The sequence below is a fragment of the Nostoc commune NIES-4072 genome (assembly GCF_003113895.1).
GTDB lineage: Bacteria > Cyanobacteriota > Cyanobacteriia > Cyanobacteriales > Nostocaceae > Nostoc > Nostoc commune.
On sequence record NZ_BDUD01000001.1, the window covers coordinates 5943814 to 5969511 of the forward strand.

Annotated in this window: 21 protein-coding genes and 1 pseudogene; 11 read left to right on the plus strand and 11 right to left on the minus strand. The window is 41.0% G+C overall.

Annotation, left to right across the window (positions count from 1 at the left end):
• Positions 1–93: 93 nt before the first annotated feature.
• On the minus strand, positions 94–819 hold the full coding sequence (gene sfsA / locus CDC33_RS26470; RefSeq protein ID WP_109011447.1) for a DNA/RNA nuclease SfsA: 726 nt from the start codon (positions 817–819) through the stop codon (positions 94–96).
• 243 nt (positions 820–1062) lie between these two features.
• Between sfsA and CDC33_RS26475 the strand changes: the two genes are divergently transcribed.
• Positions 1063–1731 (plus strand): 2OG-Fe dioxygenase family protein, encoded by a 669-nt coding sequence (locus tag CDC33_RS26475; RefSeq protein ID WP_109011448.1) that lies wholly within the window; start codon positions 1063–1065, stop codon positions 1729–1731.
• On the opposite strand, the pseudogene CDC33_RS40655 reads toward CDC33_RS26475, so the two are convergent.
• Positions 1712–2078, minus strand: a pseudogene (locus CDC33_RS40655) (hypothetical protein); the annotation flags it as partial. The gene CDC33_RS26475 and the pseudogene CDC33_RS40655 overlap by 20 nt on opposite strands.
• Positions 2079–2209: 131 nt before the next feature.
• On the opposite strand from CDC33_RS40655, the gene CDC33_RS26485 reads away from it, so the two are divergent.
• A complete protein-coding gene (locus tag CDC33_RS26485) occupies positions 2210–3478 on the plus strand; it encodes a tetratricopeptide repeat protein (RefSeq protein ID WP_109011449.1) in 1269 nt (422 codons plus the stop codon).
• A 150-nt stretch (positions 3479–3628) separates the two neighbouring features.
• Here the strand turns inward: CDC33_RS26485 and CDC33_RS26490 are convergent, their stop codons facing one another.
• The 3 genes from CDC33_RS26490 to hemE form a co-directional block, all read right to left on the minus strand.
• Complete coding sequence (locus tag CDC33_RS26490) at positions 3629–5227, minus strand: B12-binding domain-containing radical SAM protein (protein ID WP_109011450.1); 1599 nt, start codon at positions 5225–5227, stop codon at positions 3629–3631.
• Between the two features lie 236 nt (positions 5228–5463).
• The gene (locus tag CDC33_RS26495) at positions 5464–6420 is read right to left on the minus strand and encodes an NAD-dependent epimerase/dehydratase family protein (RefSeq protein WP_109011451.1); all 957 of its coding nucleotides are present in this window, start codon (positions 6418–6420) and stop codon (positions 5464–5466) included.
• 189 nt (positions 6421–6609) lie between these two features.
• Entirely contained in the window at positions 6610–7671 is a 1062-nt protein-coding gene (gene hemE, locus CDC33_RS26500) for a uroporphyrinogen decarboxylase (protein ID WP_109011452.1), read from the minus strand.
• Positions 7672–7926: 255 nt separating this feature from the next.
• Here hemE and CDC33_RS26505 point away from each other — a divergent pair, with 255 nt between their 5' ends.
• Positions 7927–8676, plus strand: coding sequence for a hypothetical protein (locus CDC33_RS26505; protein ID WP_109011453.1), 750 nt, complete (start codon positions 7927–7929; stop codon positions 8674–8676).
• Between the two features lie 78 nt (positions 8677–8754).
• On the opposite strand, the gene CDC33_RS26510 is transcribed toward CDC33_RS26505, so the two are convergent.
• Entirely contained in the window at positions 8755–10083 is a 1329-nt protein-coding gene (locus CDC33_RS26510) for an ABC transporter substrate-binding protein (RefSeq protein WP_109011454.1), read from the minus strand.
• 680 nt (positions 10084–10763) lie between these two features.
• Here CDC33_RS26510 and CDC33_RS26515 point away from each other — a divergent pair.
• Both CDC33_RS26515 and CDC33_RS26520 read left to right on the plus strand, forming a co-directional pair.
• Entirely contained in the window at positions 10764–11507 is a 744-nt protein-coding gene (locus CDC33_RS26515; RefSeq protein ID WP_109011455.1) for a class I SAM-dependent methyltransferase, read from the plus strand.
• A gap of 128 nt (positions 11508–11635) precedes the next feature.
• Positions 11636–12679 carry a glycosyltransferase family 4 protein gene (locus CDC33_RS26520; protein WP_244919357.1) on the plus strand — a complete coding sequence of 348 codons (1044 nt, stop codon included), beginning with the start codon at positions 11636–11638 and terminating at the stop codon, positions 12677–12679.
• Between the two features lie 28 nt (positions 12680–12707).
• Here the strand turns inward: CDC33_RS26520 and CDC33_RS26525 are convergent, their stop codons facing one another.
• The gene (locus tag CDC33_RS26525) at positions 12708–13622 is read right to left on the minus strand and encodes a S66 peptidase family protein (protein WP_109011457.1); all 915 of its coding nucleotides are present in this window, start codon (positions 13620–13622) and stop codon (positions 12708–12710) included.
• 157 nt (positions 13623–13779) lie between these two features.
• Positions 13780–14322, minus strand: a complete 543-nt coding sequence (gene pgsA, locus CDC33_RS26530; protein WP_109011458.1) for a CDP-diacylglycerol--glycerol-3-phosphate 3-phosphatidyltransferase — start codon at positions 14320–14322, stop codon at positions 13780–13782.
• A gap of 144 nt (positions 14323–14466) precedes the next feature.
• On the opposite strand from pgsA, the gene CDC33_RS26535 reads away from it, so the two are divergent.
• From CDC33_RS26535 to CDC33_RS26560, 6 genes are all read left to right on the plus strand, one after another.
• Positions 14467–15888, plus strand: a complete 1422-nt coding sequence (locus CDC33_RS26535; protein WP_109011459.1) for an aspartate ammonia-lyase — start codon at positions 14467–14469, stop codon at positions 15886–15888.
• A gap of 167 nt (positions 15889–16055) precedes the next feature.
• The gene (locus CDC33_RS26540) at positions 16056–17027 is read left to right on the plus strand and encodes an Npun_F2552 family protein (protein WP_109011460.1); all 972 of its coding nucleotides are present in this window, start codon (positions 16056–16058) and stop codon (positions 17025–17027) included.
• 1028 nt (positions 17028–18055) lie between these two features.
• The gene (locus CDC33_RS26545; protein WP_109011461.1) at positions 18056–18241 is read left to right on the plus strand and encodes a TLTLP motif-containing protein; all 186 of its coding nucleotides are present in this window, start codon (positions 18056–18058) and stop codon (positions 18239–18241) included.
• 491 nt (positions 18242–18732) lie between these two features.
• Positions 18733–19245, plus strand: coding sequence for an inorganic diphosphatase (locus CDC33_RS26550; RefSeq protein ID WP_100901064.1), 513 nt, complete (start codon positions 18733–18735; stop codon positions 19243–19245).
• Between the two features lie 168 nt (positions 19246–19413).
• Entirely contained in the window at positions 19414–19797 is a 384-nt protein-coding gene (gene panD, locus CDC33_RS26555; RefSeq protein WP_109011462.1) for an aspartate 1-decarboxylase, read from the plus strand.
• Positions 19798–19808: 11 nt separating this feature from the next.
• Positions 19809–20711 carry an MBL fold metallo-hydrolase gene (locus tag CDC33_RS26560; protein WP_109011463.1) on the plus strand — a complete coding sequence of 301 codons (903 nt, stop codon included), beginning with the start codon at positions 19809–19811 and terminating at the stop codon, positions 20709–20711.
• Positions 20712–21025: 314 nt separating this feature from the next.
• Here the strand turns inward: CDC33_RS26560 and CDC33_RS26565 are convergent, their stop codons facing one another.
• From CDC33_RS26565 to CDC33_RS26575, 3 genes are all read right to left on the minus strand, one after another.
• Positions 21026–22240: an HhoA/HhoB/HtrA family serine endopeptidase gene (locus CDC33_RS26565; protein ID WP_109011464.1), complete on the minus strand. Its 1215-nt coding sequence runs from the start codon at positions 22238–22240 to the stop codon at positions 21026–21028.
• A 287-nt stretch (positions 22241–22527) separates the two neighbouring features.
• Positions 22528–23850: a D-alanyl-D-alanine carboxypeptidase gene (locus tag CDC33_RS26570; protein ID WP_109011465.1), complete on the minus strand. Its 1323-nt coding sequence runs from the start codon at positions 23848–23850 to the stop codon at positions 22528–22530.
• 620 nt (positions 23851–24470) lie between these two features.
• Positions 24471–25541: an LOG family protein gene (locus CDC33_RS26575; RefSeq protein WP_109011466.1), complete on the minus strand. Its 1071-nt coding sequence runs from the start codon at positions 25539–25541 to the stop codon at positions 24471–24473.
• Positions 25542–25698 lie beyond the last annotated feature (157 nt).

Here is a 25698-nt window from a genome sequence, read left to right on the forward strand (position 1 = left end):
TGTTTTTTAGTAAACACCAACTACCAATAAATCCATCTAGATACTGTCTAGATGGATTTATTGTTTCATGCGTTTAGATTTAATTAGGTATAATCAAATTTTTAGTTTAGCCAAACCCAAATAACGGATACCTTCGGGGGAAATATCAAAACGGCAAGGTAAGACTTCTAAACCGAGAGCGATCGCATCGCGTAATAATCTACCATATATAGGATCTGTGCGATCGCCAGGGGAGAACTCAGTACAATCACTACGATTAATAAAGTAAAGCATCACGGCACGAGTTAGAGGTAACAGCGCCATTAGTTCTCGCAAATGCTTTTGTCCTCTTGTAGTCTCCGTGTCAGGGAATAAAGCTAGTCTCCCCTCAGACAAAGTTGTATTTTTCACTTCTAAATAAATTGGGCGTTCCTCATCACTCCCCGTTAAGAAAAAATCCACTCGACTTTTTTTATCTAGCCCATAAACCACCTCACCCTTGATTTGGCTATAGTCGCCCAATTCTGGGAAAAGATATTTCGCCAAAGCTAGCTTTACCACCCGATTGGGCAAGAAAGTATTTATGCCTACCCAAGTCGGCTCGTTGTCATGTACCTGAATTAGTTCTAAAGTGTAAGCCAATTTGCGGTTAAGATTATCACTTTTGGAAAGCTGTACAGCACTTTGGGGAGTTGATACTCCAGTCATTGGCCCTGTATTTGGACAGTGTGCTGTCACTATTTCGCCAGAAGTAAGTTGAACGTCAGCAAAAAACCGCTTGTAACGCTTGAGTAAAATACCCGGATACAAAGGTGGGTAGCGATAAAGCCAATCTATCATTATAAAACCTTGTTGCTGCTAGTAAATATACGTCGATTCCTTACCTATCTACCCCTCAATAGCAGATATTTTCAGCAGCTACTCCGCCCTGCGGCAGAATTTGAGTAACTTTCTATATCATGGATTGTCAATTTTTGTAGTCAAATTAACAACATAGTAATAAAAAGTAGCATACACTAAGTATTATAAGTCTCCCATAAAGAAAAATTCGGGAGAATTTCAATATGCAAGGAGGTAAATCCTATGCAAAAATTGGGGACAGCAACGGAATTAGAATATGCTTTTCTGTTTACTCTAAGAAAGGTAAATTCGATAAATCCAGAAGGTTTCAAACCATTTTTTAGTAATATGCCTATTGACCCTTATATCAAAGGCAACTATCGTTCGAGAAGATTATCTCGGTTTATAGTTTCTGGAAATGGTTTAATCAAATTACCTCATGGCTACTTCTTTCAAAGTAAAGAGGATAATCCATTAATGGGTGGCATCAAAAGAGAGTTTGCAGAATTAGATGATGCACTCATAAAACTTGATATTTTTAAAAATCTTGTTTTAGCATTTAGTGATTCTTGTAAACTTCATCCTGAAGCTGAAATCGGAGTTCATCAAATTAGAATTACTTGTTCACCAGGGAATTTTGGCAATCTAGCGCCTGAAGGTATACATCAAGATGGAACTGATTTTATTGGCATATTTTCAGTAGACAGAGATAATATTCAAGGTGGAGAAGCACATTTGTATACTGCCAAAAAAGAAAAACCTGTGTTTAGCAAAGTTCTAAATCCGGGTGAACTATTATTGGTTAACGATCATGAATTTTTCCACTTCGGCAATCCCATAAAACCACAAACTGATGCTCAAGGAAGCTTGGATGTTTTTGTACTGACTTCTCCTAGCTTACTTTCAGGATAACTTTAGTTAACTGTAAATATTTACAATTTACGAGATATGGGGAATTGAATGTAGTCATTTCCCCATTTTTTTATTTGTAATTGGAAATAATCGTGCTGATATAGCAATCCCAGATGAGTTGTGAAAATCGACAGGCTCAGATCCCCGACTTCTTTGAGAAATCGGGGATCTTATTGTTCACGAATGATTTAGGACTGCTATAGTGGTTTATCTAACTTGATTGCTAAAGTTGCCATATCAATTCATAAAGCCACAATTTTTTCTATCGTTGAAATCTTATTAGCCCTGTTAGTTAGCCCGGCATCTTTACAAACCGGAAGCATAAATCCAGAATAACCATAGATTCTTATTGATACATTTTTTAATACACCAGAAGAAAAGCACGCTGAATACTTAAAATATTAAAGGTAAGTGTATAGGTGAGGCTACGAAACAAGCGTGCTGGAATTCAACTAACTGAATCAACCAAACAAATGCTATGAATGACGAATTCTACAATAGAGGATTGGAAAAGGCTAGGCGAAAAGACTACGCTGGAGCAATTGAGGAATTTAACCATGCTTTACAACTGACACCTTACTTTACCGAAGCTTACTTGCAACGGGGTTTGGCACATTATGACTCAGGAGCAATCCTTAAAGCTGTTTCAGATTATACCGAAGCCATAAAGTTGAATCCTGAGAGTGTAGAGGCATATTATTGTCGTGGATTGGCTAGGGTGGCGCTGAAAAATTTACCGGGGGCGCTAGATGATGTTGAACGCGCTATTCGTCTCAATCTCAATTATGCTCCTGCTTATAATCTACGGGGGATAGTGCGGCGCAAACAGGGTTATATTCAAGACGCGATCGCTAATTTTAAAAAAGCTGCTGGGTTATATCTAGAACAACAGGATAAAGACAATTGTCGTCTGTGTTTGGAACAAATTAAACAGCTACAACCCCAAGAATTACCTGTTGTACAACAATCACCTTCTTCAAATGCGCCCATTTTATCCACAAATGAATATTTCACGCAATTATTAGAAAAGGCTGAAAAGGGAGATACCCAAGAGGCACTCGCCGATTTAAATTGGGTATTAAAAGCTGATCCGCAAGATGCCCAAGCTTACTGCTGTCGTGGGGTTGTGCGTTGTAAAATGGGTAATTATCGAGAAGCGATCGCAGATTTTAATCAAGCATTGCGATTAGATTTTCAAGATGCCATTGTCTATCGCAATCGAGGTAAAGCCCGTTCTATATTGGGCGATCATCAAGGTGCGATCGCGGATCTGAATCAAGCACTTCAGATGCAACCCGAAGATCCTTTAGTCTATATTGCCAGAGGTAATGCCTATCGGACAATGGGTAATTATTTCGGTGCAATTCAAGATTACACCCAAGCATTAAAAATAAACCCTAATGATGCTCAAGCTTACTACAATCGCGGCATTGCCTATACTTGCACAGAAGAAATGCAAAATGCCTTAGAAGATTATCAACGGGCGGCGAGTATTTTTTGTGAACAAGAAGACTGGGGAAATTATCAACAAGTCTTAAGTAGCTTAGAAAAAATTCAAAAATTTAGTCCAGAGTCAAAAAAGCAAAAATATAACCTACTACGTCAGCGACTTTTGCGAATGGTTGGCGGATATTGGGAAATTGCTGAAAGATTAATTCAGCAGAAGCAATATTACCATCCTGGGATGTCAGACGATTGGTATTTGCAAAAAGTGATTGATGATTTAGAACGCGATCGCGGTAGATAATATTATGTCCGCCAAATTACCCGTAATAAAAGAACCCCACCCCCAACCCCCTCCCGCTTTTCGAGAGGGGACTATGATGTACCTCATTTAATTAAGAAAAGCTATAAGTAATCAAGCGGACATAATATCACTTGTTATTTTCCAATGAAACTAACTGACTACCGCTTCCGCTTTTTCCTCCGCTTTTTCCTTCACTAGCACATAAGGCGTTTCTGCACCTTGTGCGAGATATTCAGCTAGCTGACTTTCAATTTGATCGCGCACAATTTGCCGGTACTCTAGAAAATGCTCGTTGTGGGCACAAGCTGCGATGTAATGTTCAATAACTCCAGGGTTACGCTTGAGAATACTAAACAAATGATGCCAGAACTTCCAACGGGTTTCTCGTTTGATTCCTTGTCGCCAAATTACAATTAGCAACGCTTTCACAACCACCCACTCTGGCATTTTCGCTGGCGCTTTCCAGCTTGGCAAACCCATCATCAAGAAACAGCGATAGGTACGATCCAAGTACTGCACTGGGTCATATAAAGTACAAAATGCTTCAATATATTCTCGTGCAAGTTCTTCCAGAGGACGGGTGGGGAGGAAATTCATCAATGTTGTTTGATTGATGTTGCCATCTTGATTTTCCCGGAGTCGTCCTTCTTTTTTCAGGCGATGCCAAAGCGCAGTATTAGGTAACGCTTGCAACATGGCAAAGGTAGTAGAGGGAATTGCTGCTTGTTCTGCAAAGCGGACAATGCGATCGCCTGCACCTGCTTTTTCGCCATCAAACCCGATAATAAACCCAGCCATTGGGCGCAATCCGGCTTTGATAATGGTTTCCACTGCCTCAGTTAGAGAACTGCGAGTATTTTGAAACTTCTTGGTCATTTGCAAACTATCCTCATCCGGCGTTTCGATTCCCAAAAACACCGCCGAGAAACCGCACTCAACCATCAGCTCTAACATTTCTGCGTCTTGGGCTAAGTCAATTGAAGCTTCAGTGTCAAACCGGAAGGGATACTTGTGTTCTGCCATCCAAACTTTTAACTCTTTGAGCAACAATTTTACATTTCGTTTGTTGCCAATAAAGTTATCATCCACCATGAACACACCCCGCCGCCAACCCAATTCATAGAGGTAATCTAACTCTGCTAACAGTTGGGCTGGGGTTTTGGTGCGCGGTTTGCGCCCGTAGAGAACAATAATGTCGCAAAATTCGCACTGGAAGGGACACCCGCGCGAAAACTGCACCGACATCATGTCATAAGCATCCAATTCTAATAAATCAAAGCGGGGTATTGGTGTGCTGGTGACATCAGGTTTCTCGGTGGCGCGGAAAGTGCCAGATGTGTCTCCCCGTTTGATTGCCTCAATAAACATAGGGAGAGTAATTTCGCCTTCATCCAAAATCAGAAAATCTGCACCAACATTTTCAACTTCGTGAGGTACAGAGGTGGGGTAGGGGCCGCCAACTGCGACTAACTTACCACGTTTTTTGGCTTCCTGGATTTGTTCAAGTAAATCTTGTTTCTGGACAATCATCGCAGAGAGAATTACTATATCTGCCCATTCCCATTCTGCTTCTGTTGCTGCGCGGATGTTGCGATCAACCAACTTAAATTCCCATTCTTGGGGTAGAATCGCCGCTACTGTTACTAAACCCAGAGGTGGTAATAAAACCTTGCGATCGACTAACTCCAAGATTTTTTCATAAGACCAAAAGGTTTTGGGAAATATTGGATACACTAACAAGATTCGCATGTAGTATCAATCCTCACACTTTGATTGTTATCCCACTCTAACGAAAATAAAGAGCTATTGACTTTTTATTAAAGTTGTTCTATCTTAACATTCCGGTTAATTTATACATACTCATAAAAATATTGCCTGATTTTTTCTACTGACAGGCTGTACTTACGCAAGCTTTTACTAATTTTTTAAATATCCTTGATTTGGTATGAGATGTTTTTAACTCAATATTAAGAGTGTTAAATACTCTACTTGGCACTTTTAACACCACTAATTTTTAAAACATCACTCATAGTTGCACAATAATTTGGCAAACCGAAACTATCGGGATTGATGAATGTTTCATAAGTAAAATGCCGATAGTTCATGCAAAACCGATCCCAAGCGGCCATCCGAATGCGGAACAAAACAATAATCAAATTAGCCAATGCTATAGATATGGGAATGCGAAAGTAAATCTTTTTGCCCAAATAAGCACAAACTTGTTTCACTGCTTGATTAGCAGTTAACGGTGCTTGACCTAAAACAAGCCAACGTGGTTGATCGTTTTCGATAGGATGATCGATTAAATATTGCACAACAGTGGCAATATCTCGTCCGTGGATAAAGTGAAAACTGCCATCTGCTTCTAAAAAGCGAATCAAATTGATATATTTCGTCACTTCTGCAATACCAGATGTGATAGGAGAATAGGGTTTATTAGCATCACCACCCAAAACTAAAGTCGGAAATACTGTGGTAATTTTGGGTGCGATCGCTAATTTTTCTTTTTTCTCTAAACACTCATATTTGGAACGGATATAATCTGTCCCAATTTCCCCAGCTTCTTTTAATGGTTGATTGTACCGATCCAAAACGCTAGCTGTCGAAAAATAAATCACCTGCTGGCAACGTTCTGGATCTAGCAGTTCCAGCAACTCTATAGTCTTGACGACGTTAATATCAAATGTCTTATCACCACCCCAAGCTGTGGCTGTGAGTACTGCCGTATCAATTGTAGATAGCAAATCGGCAAATTGGCGAATATTTTGCATATCACCTTGCAAAACGTTGATACCCGAACGTGCCTTAATATCAACTTGCAGTTTGCTTGGGTTCCTAACTAGTAGATACAATTCGTAATCTGTTTCGTTAATTAAGGCTTCTGTTAAATAATGACCTACACAACCACTTGCACCAGTCACTAAAATCCGTTTCTGGCTCATACTAAGATTTTAATAAGTTAGGAGTTAGTAGTTAAGAGTTAAGAATTAAGTTAAAAGTTCCCAATCAGGAGTTATTAATAAAGTTAGGAGTTAGAAGTGAGGAATTAAGAATAAAAGATAACTTTGCACCTCGCAACTGATAACTTTATAACTCATAACTCCTAACTCATAACTTATAACTCATAACTTCTAACCCTTAACTCCTGCAAGATTCAATTCCTTTGCTGTTTCAAAGAAGAAAGCAACATTTTCTTCGGGAGTTTCTGGTAAGACACCATGACCGAGATTGAGAATGTGACCCCAGTTACCAGCTTTGCGAACGGTATCAAGAATGCGATCGCGGATAAATTCTTTAGAGCCGAATAACACACCTGGGTCTAGATTTCCTTGAACTTTGACATGCTTACCTAATCTGGCTCGTGCGTCTGCCATATCCACTGCCCAGTCTACAGTGACAATATCAGCGCCAGATTGTGCCATTCTTTCCAACACACCTGCACTACCGCTAACTAGCAAAATCAAAGGTGTATCGGGGTGGGTTTGCTTGACTTGTTGGAAAACTCGCTTCTGATAGGGGAGAGCAAAGGTGTCATAATCTTGAGGACTCAATTGACCCGCCCAAGAATCGAACATTTGCACAACTTGAGCGCCACAGTCAATTTGGTAGCGGGCATAGATAGCGATCGCATCTGCTAATTTAGCTAACAGTTGATGCAATATCGTCGGATCTGAAAATGCCATGTTTTTGATGATGGAATAGGTTTTAGAACCTTTTCCTTCCACGGCATAAGCTGCTAATGTCCACGGCGCACCCACAAAGCCCAACACGGTTGATTTATCGCCTACTTCCGAACGTAGCGCTTGTAAGATTGTTTTGATAAATGGTAGAGCTGCTTCTGGTTCTAAAGGATGCAGGCGTTCAATTTGTTCTTGAGTGCGGAGGGGCGAGTGAATGATTGGCCCTTTACCTTCGGCAATATCCATGTCAATGCCCAAACCAGGTAATGGGGTGACAATATCAGAAAATAAAATTACTCCGTCTGGTTGGAAAGCTCTCCAGGGTTGCAAGGAAACTTCAATTGCTACTTCTGGAATTTCAGAGCGATCGCGAAAGGAAGGATACTTTTCTCTTAAGTCTCGATATGCTTTCATATATCGTCCCGCTTGTCGCATCATCCATACAGGGGGACGATCTACTACTTCACCACGAGCAGCCCGTAAGAGATGAGGAGTCGTTGAATAAACACCCATTTATCACTTCATCCTAAGTCACAATTTTTATGCCACTGTTTAGCTTATCATTCTGGGATTACGCTTTTTCAGAATAAAAGGGACTGGGGAGTGGGGAATAGGGAGTGGGGACTAAGGAGTGAGAAATAGGATAAAACAAGAATCAATATTGAACTGAGAATTGGAATTGGGCATGGGGCATTGGTTAATAATCAATAGTTCTTCTTCCGCTACTCCCTCATCCCCACTCCCCACTCCCCACTCCCCTAACTCCCTATGCAAACTGACTCTAACAGTTCCGATGATGTTGCATCTGCTAATAATGAGCCTAACCCAGGAAAGTTTTTGATTCCGCGATCGCAGCGACAGAGGTTCTTTATTCAGTTTACCTTAATGACCCTAATTGGATGGGTTGTGGGTGGCGTTGCCAGTATCGCCTTAGAGAAAATTATTCTCCAAACCTCACCTAGTGTTGTTATCCAACCACAAACATGGAGCATTTTGGTCAGAAGTCTTAGCAATGTTATATTTGCTGTGATTTTTGCTGCCGATCAGAGCCTTGTCCTTTACCGATATTTATCAGGTTGGCAGTGGATGTTTGCTACTAGTGTAGGTTGGCTGATTGCTAACGGCGTTTCTACAGCCTGGATTAACTATCTTTCAAGTATTGCCATATCGTTAAATGAAACTTTATCTCCTGAGCAGACTTTTATTTTTGGATTTCTGTCTGCGATCGCATATATTATTTCTGGTATTTGGCTGGGGCTTTGCCAGTGGCTGGTATTGAGACGATATACAACAGACATTTGGTGGTGGAATTTTGTACCCTCAATCTCTTTTTTCTGGATCACTATTTTGATTTGGTTGCTTTTTGTTGTGCAAAATTTGATTCCAGAAGCCAATCGTACTTTTATACTATATTGGAGTGGACAAGGATTTACAGCATTAATTTTGGGAATTATACCAGCAATTAGCTTATGTACCTTGAAAAGAAATTCACATCGCCGGAATGGAATTTCTGGTTAATCATAATTAAGTATCGGGTTTGAAACCTAGTTTTAGCAAAGCTAAGTAAAAACGAAACCTTAGTTAGGATTTTAGATTTTATCTAGATTGTAGGGAATCCCAAATTGAATCAAGGTTTGCTTGAGCTTGTTTGAGTGCTGTTTCTGGAGATGCGCCTAGCATGGTGGCTTCGATGGCTCGACCTAAACTGTCAGACAAACGACTATAGCCAGGAATGATTGGTCGAGAACCTGATACAGACATTTGGTCAATAAAGATTTTCAAGACAGGTTTTTGCTGGATAAATTCTTGATAAGCCTGACTTTGGGCAGATTTAATGTTAACTGGTAAAAAACCCGTCCCTATACTCCATTCTGTTTGGAATTCTTCACTTAGAACATACTCTAAAAATTTTAGTGCGGCTTGCTCCCTTTCTGGTGTTGTCTTCATCAAATACATATTTCCAGTGGCTGTCACTGTAGCAGGTTTCACATTTGCAGGTATAGGGAATACGTTAAAGTCAACATTAGACTTCATGATATAAGTCCAAGGGCCTGTGATCTGCATTGCAACGCGGCCTGAAATAAAAGCGTCTTCTTCATAACCTCGCTCTGGGGAAGAAAGGGTTGCTGAACCATCTTTTAACAGGTCTTGCCAAAATTGTAAGGCTGCGATCGCACCTGGATTCGTCAAATTTGGACGGTTATTTGTTACAATTTCTCCCCCAGCGCTCAATAAAAAGGGGAACCAACTAAATACAGTCCATTCTTCTTTTCCTAAAGGCAGCAACATTCCGTATTGTTCAGGCCGATTGTCGCCATTCCGGTCTATAGTCAATTTTTTGGCAACTTCCCTCAACTCTTCCCAAGTCTTAGGAATTTGCATAATTCCCGCAGCTTGGAAAAGTTTAGGTCGATAAAAAATGCCTAGATTACTCGTGTAAAGGGGTATTGACCAAAGATGCTCGTTTAATTTTAATTCTTCCCATAGGTTAGAGGTAATTTCCGACTTCAAAGGCAATTTTTCCAGCCATTCTTCTAAAGGTCGAATTGCTCCTAATTGCATAAACTGACCCGTCAATTGAGGATCGAATGACAGAATATCTGGAGGCGCATTGCCCACAACTGCTGTTAATATTTTTGGCAATTGGGGTTGGCCTATAAAGATAGATTTCACCTTTACATCAGTATGAGTCTGATTAAATTTAGCTACTAGTTTGTTAAACACATACCGATTAGTAGGGGGATTGATTGATTGCCATAAACTCAGATGAATTACTCCGTCATTCTTCTGGACTGTCCCCTGACAACCATATAAGAATAAGAAAAATATACTCAGAATAATTCCCATCAGCGAAAGCCGCCAAGTAGAATTGGTCAACTGGCGGGAAAATTTTTGAATTTGGGATTGGAAAAGGGTAACTTTCATGTCAATTTTTAGATTTGTTGGGCATCTATCATTTCAGCCTTCTTAAACCACACCGCCCTGTAGTCAATTTTTGAAGATTAAGTTGCTCTATTCTCAAACGTTCAAAACCATGTAAGGCTTTTTGACAACCATCTCATTGACCCTAGTCATCTACCTGAATCGTGCCATTAGAAACAATACCCTCTATAAGGGTATTGAAGATATCCATCGGGAGCATCCCAATTTTGCCAAAAGGTACGGGATTGACACAAAAACCCTGTACAAACCTCTTTCCTTGGCGCTCTTGGCGTCCTTGGCGGTTCGTTATTTCATTATTGTTCTAAGCCAAAATCCCGTATAAAAATAAACTTGCACATTTGGGATGCTCCCTATCCATCTTTATTTTATCTATGAGTTCATTGACATCTTTATAATTAAAAATATATACTTCTCAATCTTAATATAAAAAATATTTATCCTTTTGCATCAGAGTTCAAATAGAATTTGATAAGGCTATTATAGGAATATAACCTCCGGCAAATAAGGCAATTTTAATTACAAAAAGCTATTTTCTATCTATTTTAAAAAAATTGATCCAACATACTATATTTTATTTTAATATGCGCGACTGCTAAGTAAGTTAAACTAGTAGAAATTTATTGTATAGTATAATACGTTTATTCCATTGCGACACAAATTTTATGGTAAGCTCTACCACGCCTTATTTCTTAAGTGGCTTTTTAGAAAATTCATTTCACTTCAAGCATCATATACAAGATTTTTTACATTTAGATCCCGAAACTGTAGAAACAAAGTTAGCAGCAGAAAAAGAAGAAATAAAAAACTTAGGACATAAAGATTTTAATTGGCAAGAAGCAAGTGCATTCTATCGTGATAAAGTAGGAGAACTTTACTTATTTGAATTGGGAGCTTGGCATCTGTCAAGTCATGAGTATATTGGAGATATGTTGCGCTTGATTGCAGATTCTGCCCAAGGTCGAGTATTAGATTTTGGTGGTGGAATAGGAACTCATGCCCTTGGTGCTGCTCTTTGCCCCCAAGTTGAGCAAGTAATCTATTATGATATTAATCCGATAAATCGTGATTTTGTTCAGTATCGAGCTGAGAAAATGAAACTGGACAAAAAAATAGTTTTTGCTCTTGAAATGCCTGAAAAAGAGAAATTTGATACGATTTTATGCTTTGATGTTTTAGAACATTTGTTAGATCCTAGCCAGCAGTTATTGCAATTTTATCAAGCTTTGAACTCTGATGGTAAGATGATAGTAAATTGGTATTTCTTTAAAGGTTTTAATCAAGAATACCCTTTTCATTTAGATGATCCTAAAGTAGTAGAAACATTTTTCCATACACTTCAGAGTCACTTCTTAGAGGTTTTTCACCCTTACCTCATTACAACTCGCTGCTACCGTAAGCAGAGTTGAATTTAATTTCATGTTTTTTGGCATGTCTTTTGGGTGGAGCCACAGCGAAACCCAATAAGTAAGTTGTTTAGGTAAAAAATGATCTTGAAAATACATTAACGACGAAAATGTACTATAAATTATTATTTATGTCCACTCCAATTGGTTCACTAGGTTCAGGATTGGGTGGCGGAGTGGAATTGACTATCTCTAACATTGCCAAAGAGATGCTGCGGCGAGGACACGAAGTAAAAATTGTCGCACCTCAGGGGTCTGTTAGCAGTTCATTACCTATTAAAGAAATCCCTGGAGAACTACAGATACCAGCCCAAAATCAGACTCGCACTGAGCCAATTTTTATCCCGAAAAATTCTGTTCTGGCAAATATGTGGGATTATGCTCGTCAAGTGCAAGCAGATTATGATCTGATTGTGAATTTTGCTTATGATTGGCTACCACTGTATTTAACACCATTTTTTAACCGTCCGATCGCCCATCTCATTAGCATGGGTTCTTTGACAGATGTTATGGATCACATAATTGAACAGGTAGCAAATAACTTTCCAGGTACTATTGGTGTTCATGGTCAAACCCAGGCTGCTACTTTTACATTTGCAGATAAATGTAGATGTTTAGTGAATGGCATGGATTTATCTGTTTATCAGTTTTGCAGTCAACCTGGTTCTGATCTGGCTTGGGTAGGTCGCATAGCACCAGAAAAAGGGCTAGAAGATGCTGTAGCAGCAGCCAAAATTACAGGTATACCGATGAAAATCTTTGGATTAATACAGGATGTACCCTACTGGGAGAAAATTTGTCAAGAATATCCTGATGCTCCGATAGAATACAGAGGATTTTTACCAACACACGAACTTCAACAGGAATTAGGTCAGTGTCGAGCATTATTAATCACTCCCAGATGGATAGAGGCTTATCCTAATGTGGCACTAGAGGCACTTGCTTGCGGTGTGCCTTTGATTAGTTATTGTCGGGGTGGTTTAACAGAAATTATCCAAGAAGGCAAAACTGGCTTTTTGGTGGAACCTGATAGTGTCCAAGGTTTGGTAGAAGCTATTAAGCGTCTGGATGAACTTGACCGCCAAGCTTGTCGTCAGAAAGCAGAAACTGAATACTCTTTAGAAGCTATGGGCGATCGCGTAGAACAATGGTTTCAAAAAATTATGAGAAACTGATATAGTACTAATCAACATTTGCCCTCAACTACGGCGCGTAGCTTGCCGCCGTAGGCATCGCTAATATTCCCGCATCCCCATCTAAAATTACCTCTATACCCACTGGTAAGGCTGCATTGGGACTATCATGACCAAAGGGTAAATCAGAAACAATCGGAATCCCCAAATCACCCAAGCGATCGCGCAATACTTCTTCTACACTAAAACTAGACACAGTTGGCGGCGCTTCACAGCGAGTAAAACCGCCCAAAGCAATACCGCAGACTTGAGACAAAGCACCACTTAAGCGCCACTGTGTCAGCATCCTATCGATGCGATAAGGTGCTTCTGTAATATCCTCCAGTGCCAGAATTACACCATCCAGATGTGGCAGGATTGGTGTACCCAAAAGGTGAGTAGCGACTGTGAGATTACCTGGTAATAAAGTGCCTTTTACAACACCACCACCCCAACCGCAACCTTTGAGAGGGGCGAAAGAATTACTTTCTACCCAATCAAATAATCTCTCAATTGACCAATCTGACTCATCTACCAAAGTCGTCAGCACGGGGCCGTGAACGCCGGAAATTCCTGCTGTATAAAGGCTCCATAATAAAGCTGTGACATCAGAAAAGCCTATGAGCCACTTGGGAACCGCTAAGTTTGACCAATTCCAATCTTCCAAAATACGGGTGCTGCCAAAACCGCCTCTGGCGCAAAGGATACCACGGCAATCAGGATCTTGCCATGCTGCTGCTAGTTGGTGGCGGCGGGTTTCGTCTTTACCAGCAAGATAACCCCACTTGTCATCTATCTGAGGACTGATTTCTACTCGATAACCACGCGATCGCCAAATTTCTACACTCCGTTCTAATGCCTCAAATTCTCGCAAAGCACCACTAGGGGTAATTACTCGTAGTAAGTCTCCAGGTTTTAGGGGCGGTGGTAAAATTTTGGATGGCATGAAAATATTTAGGGGTGAGGAGAGACGCGATTTAGGGGTGAGGAGAGACGCGATGAATCGCGTCTGTACAAGGGGTTAAGAATAAAGACTATACCTCAGAACTCCGATAAAATTTTATTGAATCATTTTTGAAAGCGATCGCTACAGTGGTTTTATTTTAGGTTCGCTTTGTATCTGACTGTGAATTTTCTTTAGTTGGATTTTGCGGTACAAGATAAATACCCCCAGATATTAAAGTCAGGACGACAGAAAGCCAAAAGGCAATCAGAGAGGGAGTTTGCCACACTTCACCCAGAGGCGCAATCAAAAGTGCGATCGCAACTATTTGACTAACAGTTTTGAGTTTACCCCAAATATTCGCTCCCGTAATCGTCGTTTGATTCACCCGCCAACCAGCGATCGCTAATTCTCGCGCTAAAATCAAAAATACTCCCCAAGCTGGCACTTTTCCTAATTCAATAAAAACCAGCAACGGCGCAAGTACCAGAAGTTTATCCACCAAGGGATCAAGAAACTTACCCAACTCACTAATTTGGTTGAGTTTCCGCGCCAAATATCCATCTAGCCAATCAGTCAATGCAGCAATAAGAAAAATCGCCAAACATATCCACTGAGCTTGAGGTGTAGGATTATATAAACCGTAAAGCAGAAATGGTATCCCCAATAGGCGAGAGAAAGTAATCCAGTTGGGTATGGTCATAGGGAATTTAAAAATCAAACTTCAAAATTAACAATAGTAAAGCAACAAGCAGCCAAGCAAATATGCAAAATCTATGCAGATTAGTGTATCTGGGTGTAGCTGCGTGGGAAAATCTGTTTTCTGTAGCTCTCCTAAAACAATACTATGACTGAACACACAGACTCTCAATTCCGCATCGAACGCGATTCGATGGGCGATCGCCAAATTGCTAGTAGCCTTTATTACGGCATTCAAACTTTACGGGCTATAGAAAACTTTCCCATTAGCGGCATAAAGCCTTTAGATACTTACGTAGATGCTGGATTAATCATTAAAAAAGCTACAGCAATTGTGAATGGAGAACTAAATTGCATTCCCCAAGATATTAGTCAGGCGATTATCCAAGCAACTGATGAAATATTGGCTGGGAAGTTCCGGGATCAATTTGTCGTGGATGTTTATCAGGCGGGTGCTGGAACATCTCACCACATGAATATTAACGAAGTTTTGGCAAATCGCGCCTTAGAAATTCTTGGTGAAGAAAAGGGCAATTACAAACGTGTTAGTCCCAATGACCACGTTAACTATGGGCAGTCTACCAATGATGTGATTCCGACCGCAATTCGTATTGGTGGATTATTGGCATTATCCAAGACATTACACCCAGCAATAGATAGTGCGATCGCATCCTTAGAAAACAAAGCTGTAGAATTTCAAGATATCGTCAAATCTGGCAGAACCCACTTACAAGATGCAGTACCAGTGCGTTTGGGCGAGAACTTTCGGGCTTGGGCGCAAATTCTTACAGAACATCAAAACCGGATTTACACCGCCTCTGGAGATTTGATGGTGCTAGGTTTGGGAGGTAGTGCAGCCGGAACGGGGTTAAATACTCATCCTTTGTATCGCGCCCGTGTGGTAGAAGTTCTCTCAGAATTGATTGATACTCCTTTAGAACCTGCACCCCATCTTATGGCAGCCATGCAGAGTATGGCCCCATTTGTAAATGTTTCTGGTGCTTTACGCAACTTAGCGCAGGATTTAGTCAAAATATCTCATGATTTACGACTGATGGATTCAGGGCCAAAAACAGGCTTGAAAGAAATTCAACTCCCCCCAGTGCAACCCGGTTCCTCAATTATGCCAGGTAAATATAACCCAGTCATGGCAGAGATGACATCAATGGTGTGTTTTCAGGTGATGGGTTACGACAGTGCGATCGCATTAGCCGCACAAGCCGGACAATTAGAATTAAATGTGATGATGCCGTTGATTGCTTATAACTTGATTCACAGCATCGAAATTCTGGGTAATACTATCGCTGCACTCACCGAACGCTGCATCCAGGGAATTACTGTAAACGAGGAACGTTGTTTAGCTTATGCCGAAGGTAGTTTAGCTTTAGTAACCGCACTAAATACCCACATCGGTTATTTAAACGCCGCAGCTGTCGCCAAAGAATCTTTAGAAACTGGTAAATCCCTGCGACAAATTGTCCTAGAACGCGGATTGATGAGTGAAACAGACTTAGCTACAGTGTTAAATCTAGAACAAATGAGTGGTATCTTACCGCTTAGAACAGAATAATAGGTTATGGGGCATGGGGCATGGGGCATGGGGCATGGGGCATGGGGCATGGGGCATTAATTATTAATTCTTTTCCCTCCCTCACTCCCTCACTCCCTCACTCCCTCATCTCCTCCACTCCCCAGTCCCCACTCCCCAGTCCCCACTCCCCACTCCCCATTTAATTTATGCAGACTCAAAAACCATCTGTTAGTCTCATTCGAGCTACATCTTACGAACGAGAGGCTTTACGAGAATCCTTAGTCATTCTCCTAGAACCTTTTGGTGGAATGGCAGGGTTTGTGAAAAAAGGCGATCGCGTTTTACTCAAACCAAATTTACTTACAGGCTCACGTCCTGGTAAAGAGTGTATCACCCGTGCCGAACTAGTTTACCAAGTTGCCCAGATGGTAATTGAAGTTGGCGGTAAGCCATTTTTGGGTGATAGTCCTGCTTTTGGCAGTGCCAAGGGCGTAGCAGTAGCAAATGGCTATCTGCCTATTTTAGAAGAACTCAATCTTCCCATCATCGATTTTCAAGGTCAGCGTTACCAAACTATTAGTGACAATTTTAATCATCTGCGGTTGTCTAAAGAAGCAATGGAAGCAGATGTAGTGATTAACCTACCTAAAGTGAAATCACATACGCAATTGACATTAACACTAGGTGTAAAAAACTTGTTTGGTTGCGTCCCCGGTAAAATGAAAGCTTGGTGGCACATGGAAGCCGGAAAAGATGCGAATAGATTTGGTGAAATGTTAGTAGAAACTGCCAGGGCAATAAACCCTAACTTAACCATATTAGATGGCATCATCGGTCATGAAGGAAATGGCCCTAGTAATGGTGAACCTCGCCAACTGGGAATTTTAGCAGCCGCATCAGATATATTTGCCTTAGATCGGGCAATGGTAGAAATCCTTAATGTTGCTCCTGAACAAGTGCCTACAGTTGCAGCTTCCCAAAGACTAGGAGTTTGTCCAGAACTAGCTGACATAGAGTTTCCGCATTTAAATCCTGACTTATTAAAAATAGAAGATTGGCGGTTACCAGACAAGTTGATGCCCATCGATTTTGGTATGCCCCGCGTAATTAAATCCACGTTTAAGCATCTTTACACCCGATTTATCAAGGAACCAATGAGTGTTTATGGAAGGGAGTAGTACCGCAGGGCGGAAGTCAAAATTCAAAAGTCAAAAGTCAAAAGAATTATATTCCAAGCTTTTGCGCCCACTGTACTAAGGAAATGAGGGAGACAAGGAGAGAATAAACCCATACCTATTCCCTACTCCCCAATTGAATGCAAACTTCGTTACAGCAATTTGATTTATTAGCAGAGTAATCTGAAATTACCCTCCGATTGCTTAATCAGACCGCCCTATGATATTTAGTGGCGGTTTTTTTAGCTGATTAATTTGTTATCCAAAAACTTATACGAATTTAGAATCTGGAAATTAGGATTGGATATTTTGTTCAGACATGAGCAAGGTTTTGCGATAACTTCCACACCTCTACGCCACCTTCTACAGTATTTTTAAATCTACCTATATATAGATTGACAAAATTGCTGTGATATTAAATATACTTTAAAATTTAAATTATAAAATATCTGTTTAGTGTTATCACTGAATGCTTGCTGCACACGCAGTTGATCCATGTGTATTTATTCGGTAGCTATCCTTAGTTACAAAAATTATTCCTATCTATTTCTTGGCTAACATCAAATTTTTTTGTGTATAACTACTGTATAACAATCAAAAGCACTGAATATTTCTCAGTGCAATTGCTGTTTTGTGTCCTGTATCACAAATTAGCAATTACAGTAAAATGACCTTATCAAAGGCATTTTAAGATGTTATAATGATGAAGTCTCGGACAAATATGTTTTGCTAATTAATCTTTAAACAGCGAAAAAATGTAATTTATGATGCTGTCAACGTTGGCTTTGCGTATGCGAACCATTACACCATACAGGGAAACATCTGAAAATATTAATTGCATAAAACATGATTTGTTTAGTTGTAACTTTGTATTAAGAACTCCATGTATAAAAAGGCTATTATGACAGCAAAGAACTGGTTTAGATTGTAGGATGTTACACATTCTACAGTTTAAAAATAGCTAACATAGCAATTAAGACTCTCAATCAGAGAGTAGACCTATACAGTGTTACGAACAACTTCAATTTTGTATGAATTCAAATAGCCAGTCTGCCAATACCGACACATATTCCCAACGTTTGGCAGACATTGTGGGAACTGCGATCGCTCTGTTAACTCTTATCCTACCCGTATTTGTCATAGCCCACTATTCTTCAACTGATGTTCAAAATAACCAGCAGCCCCTGGTTCAAAATTTCAAAGGAAGTCAAGATTGAGAAAGCTTTCCAGTAGCATTTCCCCATCAGAAAAGCTACAAAAAAGGAGAAAACTGATTTTGAGACAATCTCTCTAGATTTGGATGTATTTCATCAAGAATAAGCTGAAATCTTTATTGGGTGACTCCAGATTTCAGTTGTCTTGACAGAATAGGGGCAGAAATAAATCCCTCCAACAGCAATTAAGGATGTTAGAAAATAATACCCTCTTGGAAAAAGCGTTGTGAAGTTTCTTTACAACGCTTTTTCCATTTCAATTAAAAGTGGCAGAGATGAGGAGGATGAGGGAGCAGGGGGAGCAGGGGAGGATGAGGGAGAAATCAATTCAAAATTCACGCATTAAAGAACTTCTGCCTCCTCTTTCCTAATGCCCTATTTTGTGAAATGAAAATGAATACGTTGGGAAGAGATCCATATTGCCCTAAAATTCTACACGGGGAGAGAAACTGACTGAGTGTCCCCGTGATTTATTGTTATCAGAGGAGTTTTTTGTGGACTTATCTCGTATTCCTGCCCAACCGAAACCAGGTCTAATCAACGTTCTGATTGAAATTACTGGCAAAAGTAAAAATAAATACGAATACGATAAGGAACTAGAAGCTTTTGCTCTAGACCGAGTACTTTATTCCTCGGTACAATATCCTTATGACTACGGCTTTGTACCTAATACTTTGGCTGATGATGGCGATCCCCTTGATGGTATGGTCATAATTGACGAGCCAACCTTTCCAGGCTGTGTGATTGCTGCACGACCCATTGGCTTTTTGGAGATGATTGACGGTGGCGATCGCGATGAAAAAATCCTTTGTGTTCCTGACAAAGATCCGCGCTACACTCAGGTCAAATCCCTGAATGACTTAGCGCCACACCGCTTAGATGAAATTGCCGAATTTTTCCGTAGTTATAAAAATTTGGAAAAAAAGGTGACTGAAATCCTCGGTTGGCAAGATGTGGACAAAGTTGCAGCTTTAGTAGAAAAATCCGTCAAAGCTTATAGAGGATAATAGAAGAGTTAGGAGTTAGGAGTTAACAGTTAAGAGTTAAAAGTTAGGAGTTAAGAATTATGAATTTTTATTTCTCTCTCCTCACTGCTAATTTCTCACTCCTCACTCCTGATTTTAATAACTTTCACTTGTTAAGGATTGTAAAATCTGTCACTAACCCAAACCTAAATGCAGCGCACTCTCCTTTTGGCAAAAATTCATAACTGCACCCTTACTGGGGCGAATATCAACTATGTAGGTAGTATTAGCATTGATGAAATGCTTTTGGAAAAAGCTGGCATCTTACCTTATGAGCAGGTGCAAGTAGTTAATAGTGCCAATGGTCAGCGCTTTATTACTTATGCGATCCCGGCTCCAGCCCATTCCGGAGTAATTGAGCTAAATGGGGGTGCGGCACGTCTAGGCATTATTGGCGATCGCTTGATTATAATGACTTACGGGCAGTTCACTCCAGAAGAGTTAAAAAGTTACTCTCCTACAGTAGTCATTGTGGACGAAAAAAACAGGCTTTTAGAAGTGCGGCACTATGATGATCTGCTCAGTAAGGTCTAATTTCAAGGAAAATGTCAAATTTTGAGTTGTCGGATTCCCAGAGCTACGTACCTGAAAAGTCATCTACCCTGCCAAGTAGCCCAGCAGGTGAATTTATCGTGCAATTCTGGGGTGTAAGAGGTTTGATTCCCACTCCAAGTAGCAATACCAGTCGTTATGGTGGTAATACCGCTTGTGTAGAAATGCATGTAGTCGGGAAACGTTTGATTTTTGATGGCGGTACTGGCTTACGCATACTGGGTAAAACTTGGCAAGAAATGCAACAGCCACTAGAAGCCCATTTATTTTTTACCAACTGCCAATCAAATAGAATTCAAGGGTTTCCTTTTTTTGCTCCAGCATTTATAGGGGAAAATTGCTTCCATATTTACGGCACAGCTGCATCAAATGGAGCCTCAATCAAACAATGTCTGTACGATCAGATGCTCCAGCCACACTTTCCTTACCCTTTACAGGTAATGCAGTCGGAATTGCAGTTTTACAATCTCACTCCCGACATTGAGGTGAAGCTGGATGATGTCACTATTACAACTGCATTAATTAATCAAACTCAGAGGTCAGTTGGCTACCGAGTCACTTGGCAAGATTATAGTGTTGCTTACGTCACAGATTTGCACCAGAATGCCGATCAAGTGGAGCGAGAGCGGATTTTACAGTTCATTCAAGGTGTTGACTTGCTGATTGCTAATGCAACTTATACTCCGCCTACATCTCACAACCATGACTCTGCTGATTTGCTTTGGCAAGCTGCGGTGAATGCGGCTCTGAACGCTGGCGTTAAACGGCTAGCCATTTCTCATCATCACCCAGATGATCATGATGATTTTCTTGATCAGGTTCAAGTCGATGTTAAATCTGCCTTTCCTCAAGGAATACTAGCCCGTGAAGGTCTAATTTTAATTGTTGCTAAATGAATTTATTCTTGGGATTTTGAAATCGGTGGTAGAGCGATGCTTACGGGGGTAAGCTATGCCCAAACACTGACTTATCAGTTCGCTTTTCTGTCGAGATGGTGTGATCTGATGGGTTCTTAACAAATTTCTATACAAAATGTACTAAGGGCACAGCATTGCTGTGCCCCTACTATTGACACTATTAAAATCGGCTATATTGCAATACGGTTCAGTTAAGGGCTAATTGTACAAAATTGGGTTTTCGAGACGCGATAAATCGCCGTCTCTACAAGTGTTTTGGTCTTATCTGAACTGTATTGGGCTATATTGCCCTTCTAAGAAGCATTTTGCAACTCGGCTGTGCGGACTGAAAGCTGCTGTGTCTTATTACCTCGTTGGACTTTCACCTGTAATACTTGACCAAGCCGACTATCTTCTACAACGTTCTGCAATTGTTCAGCACTGGTAATAGCTTTACCATCAACTTGAAGAATTACATCCCCGCGCCGGATACCCGCAGATGCAGCTGGAGAGTTGGGGACAACTCGCATTACAAAAACACCATTAATTTCTGGTATCTGAATAGGAGAATTGGGATCGGTGTTATTTTGCTTGGCAAGCTCAGGTGTCAAAGTTAGCATTTGCACGCCCAAATAGGGGTGAGCAACTTTGCCATCACGTTGCAATTGTCCTGCGATCGCTTTAGCTTTATCAATAGGAATTGCAAAGCCAATACCCATCGCATCAGGGCGAATGGCTGTGTTAATACCAATCACTTCACCTTGACCATTCAATAGCGGCCCACCAGAGTTACCAGGATTAATGGCAGCGTCTGTCTGAATAAAATCTAAGCGTTTGTCACTAATGCCAACTTGGGCACTGGAACGTTTGAGGGTACTGACAATTCCCAAAGTAACGGTATTATCAAATCCCAAAGGATTACCAACTGCGATCGCCCAGTCTCCTACTTGGACATTACTAGAAGAACCCAAGGGTGCTACTGGTAAATCATTACCAGCATTAATTTTGACTACTGCCAAATCTGTGACTTCATCAATACCTTGAACTTTCCCTTCAAAGGTGCGGCCATCTTTGAGCCGGACTGTTACTTTATCAGCTTTATCGACGACATGAGCATTAGTCATAACTAACCCGCTCTTGTCAATAATGAAACCTGAGCCTAAACCGCGTAACTGCTCAGAAGGAATCTGTTGCGAGAAACCCTCACCAAAAAACCGACGGAAAAAGGGGTCTTCCATAAATGGATCAACCCGACGAGTAATTGTCCGCTCAGTATCAATTCTGACAACTGCTGCGCCAACACGATTCACTGCTGCTGTCACAAAGCTACTGCTACCGATCGCAGCACTGGCTGGTGATTGCCGTTGGGCAATCAGTTGTGAAGTATCTCCAGCAGTTACTGTGGGTGCTGGTTCGGCTTGGGAGGGCAACACTTGCAATGTGCTAACGGTTAGCAGAACTCCTAGCGCGATCGCTAAAACATGAGTACTGAGTTGGCGTAAAGACCTGGGTAATTTGAGAAATCGCATAATCACAACCTGATTTATAAGCTTAATTGTTGCTTAGTCGTGACAAATCTATTTACAGTTATTTTTACAAAATTGACGTTGGCTTTTACTTCAGGTTTCGCCTGCTCTCCCCAATGATGGGGTTAGGGCATTTTGCGAACTACCTATAATCAAGTTAATGGAAGATTTAACCCAAAAGCTATTATGGACATTTACCCTTTACAAGTTCGGTTTTTACCCATCAATAAAATTTTTGGATTGTGAATAAGACAGGCTTACCTCTGTTTTAACGGTGAACTATAAATGAATTAACTTTTGAATAAAATTTCATTGCGATTAGCTGCGCCTAGCTGGGGTAAAGAGTTGATGGCTGAGTGGGGAGTAAGGGCAACAGGAACGGTTAGAGGTAATTGTAATTGTTTTACAACACTTTGCAACAACTGGTCTTGTCCAGTCCGCAAACCCCAGACATTTGTCCCCCGGTTGATAATAGCAAACCAAACCAAACCGCGATCGCGTGTAGGCATTACTCCAGCTAAGGCGCTAACATCCCGCAGAGTGCCAGTTTTGATCACAGTAGCAAGGGGAATGTGTCTGGAGTGTACTGTCCCCCGATGATCAAATCCAGACATAGGAAACAAGTCAGCGAGATTCAGTTGATGGGCCGATGCCTCAACTTGAATAGCCATCAGCATGGCACAAACAGCTCTAGGGGAAATGCGATTTTCTGGCCCCAATCCAGAACCATTAATTAACTGAATTTCCACTTGCGGCACTCTCGCAAGGTTAGCAGCAGTTGACTGCACTACAGCCGCTCCTCCCACTGAGTCTGCCAGCATCTCTGCCATATCGTTGTTACTGTAAACATTCATTTCCTTGATTAGTTGCTTCAAAGGCAATGAGCGATGACGTAGTAACAAAATCTGTCGGGGGTTTGGTTGCGCCTCAACTTTCACCGCACCAGCAATGACAACTTGAGGCTTGGGCGTTCCCTTGGGCATGATTGAGTGTGTATAGATAGCGGGGCGGCCCCAAGTCGCACGATTTAGTGTTTGCTTGAGCATCAGACCTGCTAACATCGGCTGACGTTGGAAATTCATGGCAAACCTGCCATTAATAATCAAATTTCCCTTTACCTGCTTGATGCCCATTTTATTGAGAGTATTACCAAGAGCGATCGCTTCTTCCCAAACAAACATCGGATCGCCACCACCAGTAATCACCAAATCGCCTTGTACAACGCCATTTACCACTGGGCCAGTGGCACTGATTAAGGTATCAAATTGGTAGTCTGGCCCCCAGGTTTTCAAAGCAACTAATGAAGTAGCAATTTTAGTTAAAGAGGCAGCTGGCAGAGGTGTTGTACCTTGGTGATTTGCCATCAGCATCGGCCCCGACTGCATCCAAATTCCCTGACTTTCAGCCAGATTTTGCGCTATCAGTTTCGATGTTATTAGCTGTTTCAGATATTCCTGCACCGTAGTAGCCCCAGTTGGATTAGGATCAGGCGCAAGAACCAAGCCAGGGCTACTTTGCCAAGTCAAAGCGTCTAAAGCATCTAGAGGTTTAATTTGTACCCCGGCCATCTCTAGCCAGAGCGATACCAAACCTGAACCCAATAATTCCAGCATATTTTATTCCTCTGTTAAGATGTGACACAGTGTTTACTGTGCTAATATACAAGCTTTTTTGCAAGAATCAGTATTGAGTCATAATAACTGCTGTTTCTCTCATCTGTAAGTAGGGTGAATCATATTGTTTTCGCGGCTCCTTTAACAAAGCCAAAATGCCCATTCCTCATGAAGATAGTCGCAGGGAATAAAAAATCTCTAGCTAAGGCAATGATATGAATTAGTTTAGTTATAAGAAAATTTTATGGATAGGTATGAAGCGATCGCATCTCATAAAAATAATTCGTAATTCGTAATGACGCTTCGCTATCGAATACTTGCTAACGTAATTCGTAATTGGGCATTGCAGATTAAATGTATGAATCTGGCTGTAGAGACTAGCAATTGCTAGTCTCTACAAAAATTTTGAAATCACGCAAAATCATTTTCATACCTGAATTCAGCAACGCCCGTAATTGAATTAGTTAAGGATTCATACCCCGACTAATTATAGACCAGCGATTTTAGAATTTAGTACAGGACTCAAATCCGAAAATTACCTTAGAGTAGCACGTTCGCTCTTAACGTCTCGGAGAGAAGAAGTCCGCAAATATAATTACGAATTACGAATTAGTTAATATTTACTTTCTTTCTGGATGCGCTGCATCCTCTGGTGAAGGAGTACCCATCCGGTTAATTGTGGCAATCATTTGATACAAGCGCCCCAAGTCGCGTTGATTAAAGTACAAAATGAGTCGGGGTAGTTCAACAGTTTCATCTTGTGCTTCTTGAGGTAATGCCTGACTTTTTTCAATCCGTCCTTGAATAATAATGTCGCTGAAATTAGCATTGAGTTGCTCTACCTGAGTGTCTGATATATCTGTCTTCAGACGGATGACTAACTTTCCACCGACATATCGAGAAGAGTGATAAACCTGGTAAAAACGTGTAATAGCGTCGCAAGCCACATCCACGTTATCTGTTAGCGTGTAAAGGCTGGGGTCTTCAGGACTGACAAGACCATTTTGCACTAGTTGCTTATCAACATATTCGCTCCAAGAGCGCCAGTAATCACCACCGGGGCGATCAATTAAAACTAGAGGTACAGGGCCAAATTTACCAGTCTGGCTTAATGTCATGCATTCAAAAGCTTCATCTTGAGTGCCAAAGCCTCCCGGAAACAAGGCTACAGCATCACTTTCTTTTAGGAGAAACAGCTTGCGGGTAAAGAAATATTTGAAGTGAACTAGCTTAGGATCACCTTCTATAAATGGGTTTGCTTCCTGTTCAAAGGGTAACTGAATGTTTAATCCAAAAGAATTTTCTCGACCAGCCCCTTCATGACCCGCCTGCATGATTCCACCGCCACCCCCGGTCATCACCATAAATCCTAATTGAGAAACAGCACGGCCAAACTCAAGGGCCATTTGGTATTCTGGTGTATCCGGCGCTAGACGAGCAGAACCGAAGATGGTGACTTTGCGAACGTGTCGGTAATCATAGAAAAGCTGGAAACCGCGCTCCATATCTGCTAATGCAGCCGACAAGATTTTCCAATCGAGACGTTCAATTTCGGTATCAGCTAGACGAACAATAGTAGCAAGTGCTTGCTGAATAAATTGCCGATTTTTTAATGTCGGTAAACGAACGATCAATTCAGCGATATCCGCCTGTAAAGACTCTAATGTGTCAAAAGACGCAGATGAGGTCATGAGAACTGCTGCAACAATGGCACTATATTTTACGTGAACTACTCACACTCTAGCAAGCGGGAATAGGCTTCTGATGTACAGTTAGCATACTCAGGACTGATTTTGAGGTAGTATTGGTCATTACTCAAGCTGAGATCCCCATCTTTTCAGATTAGAA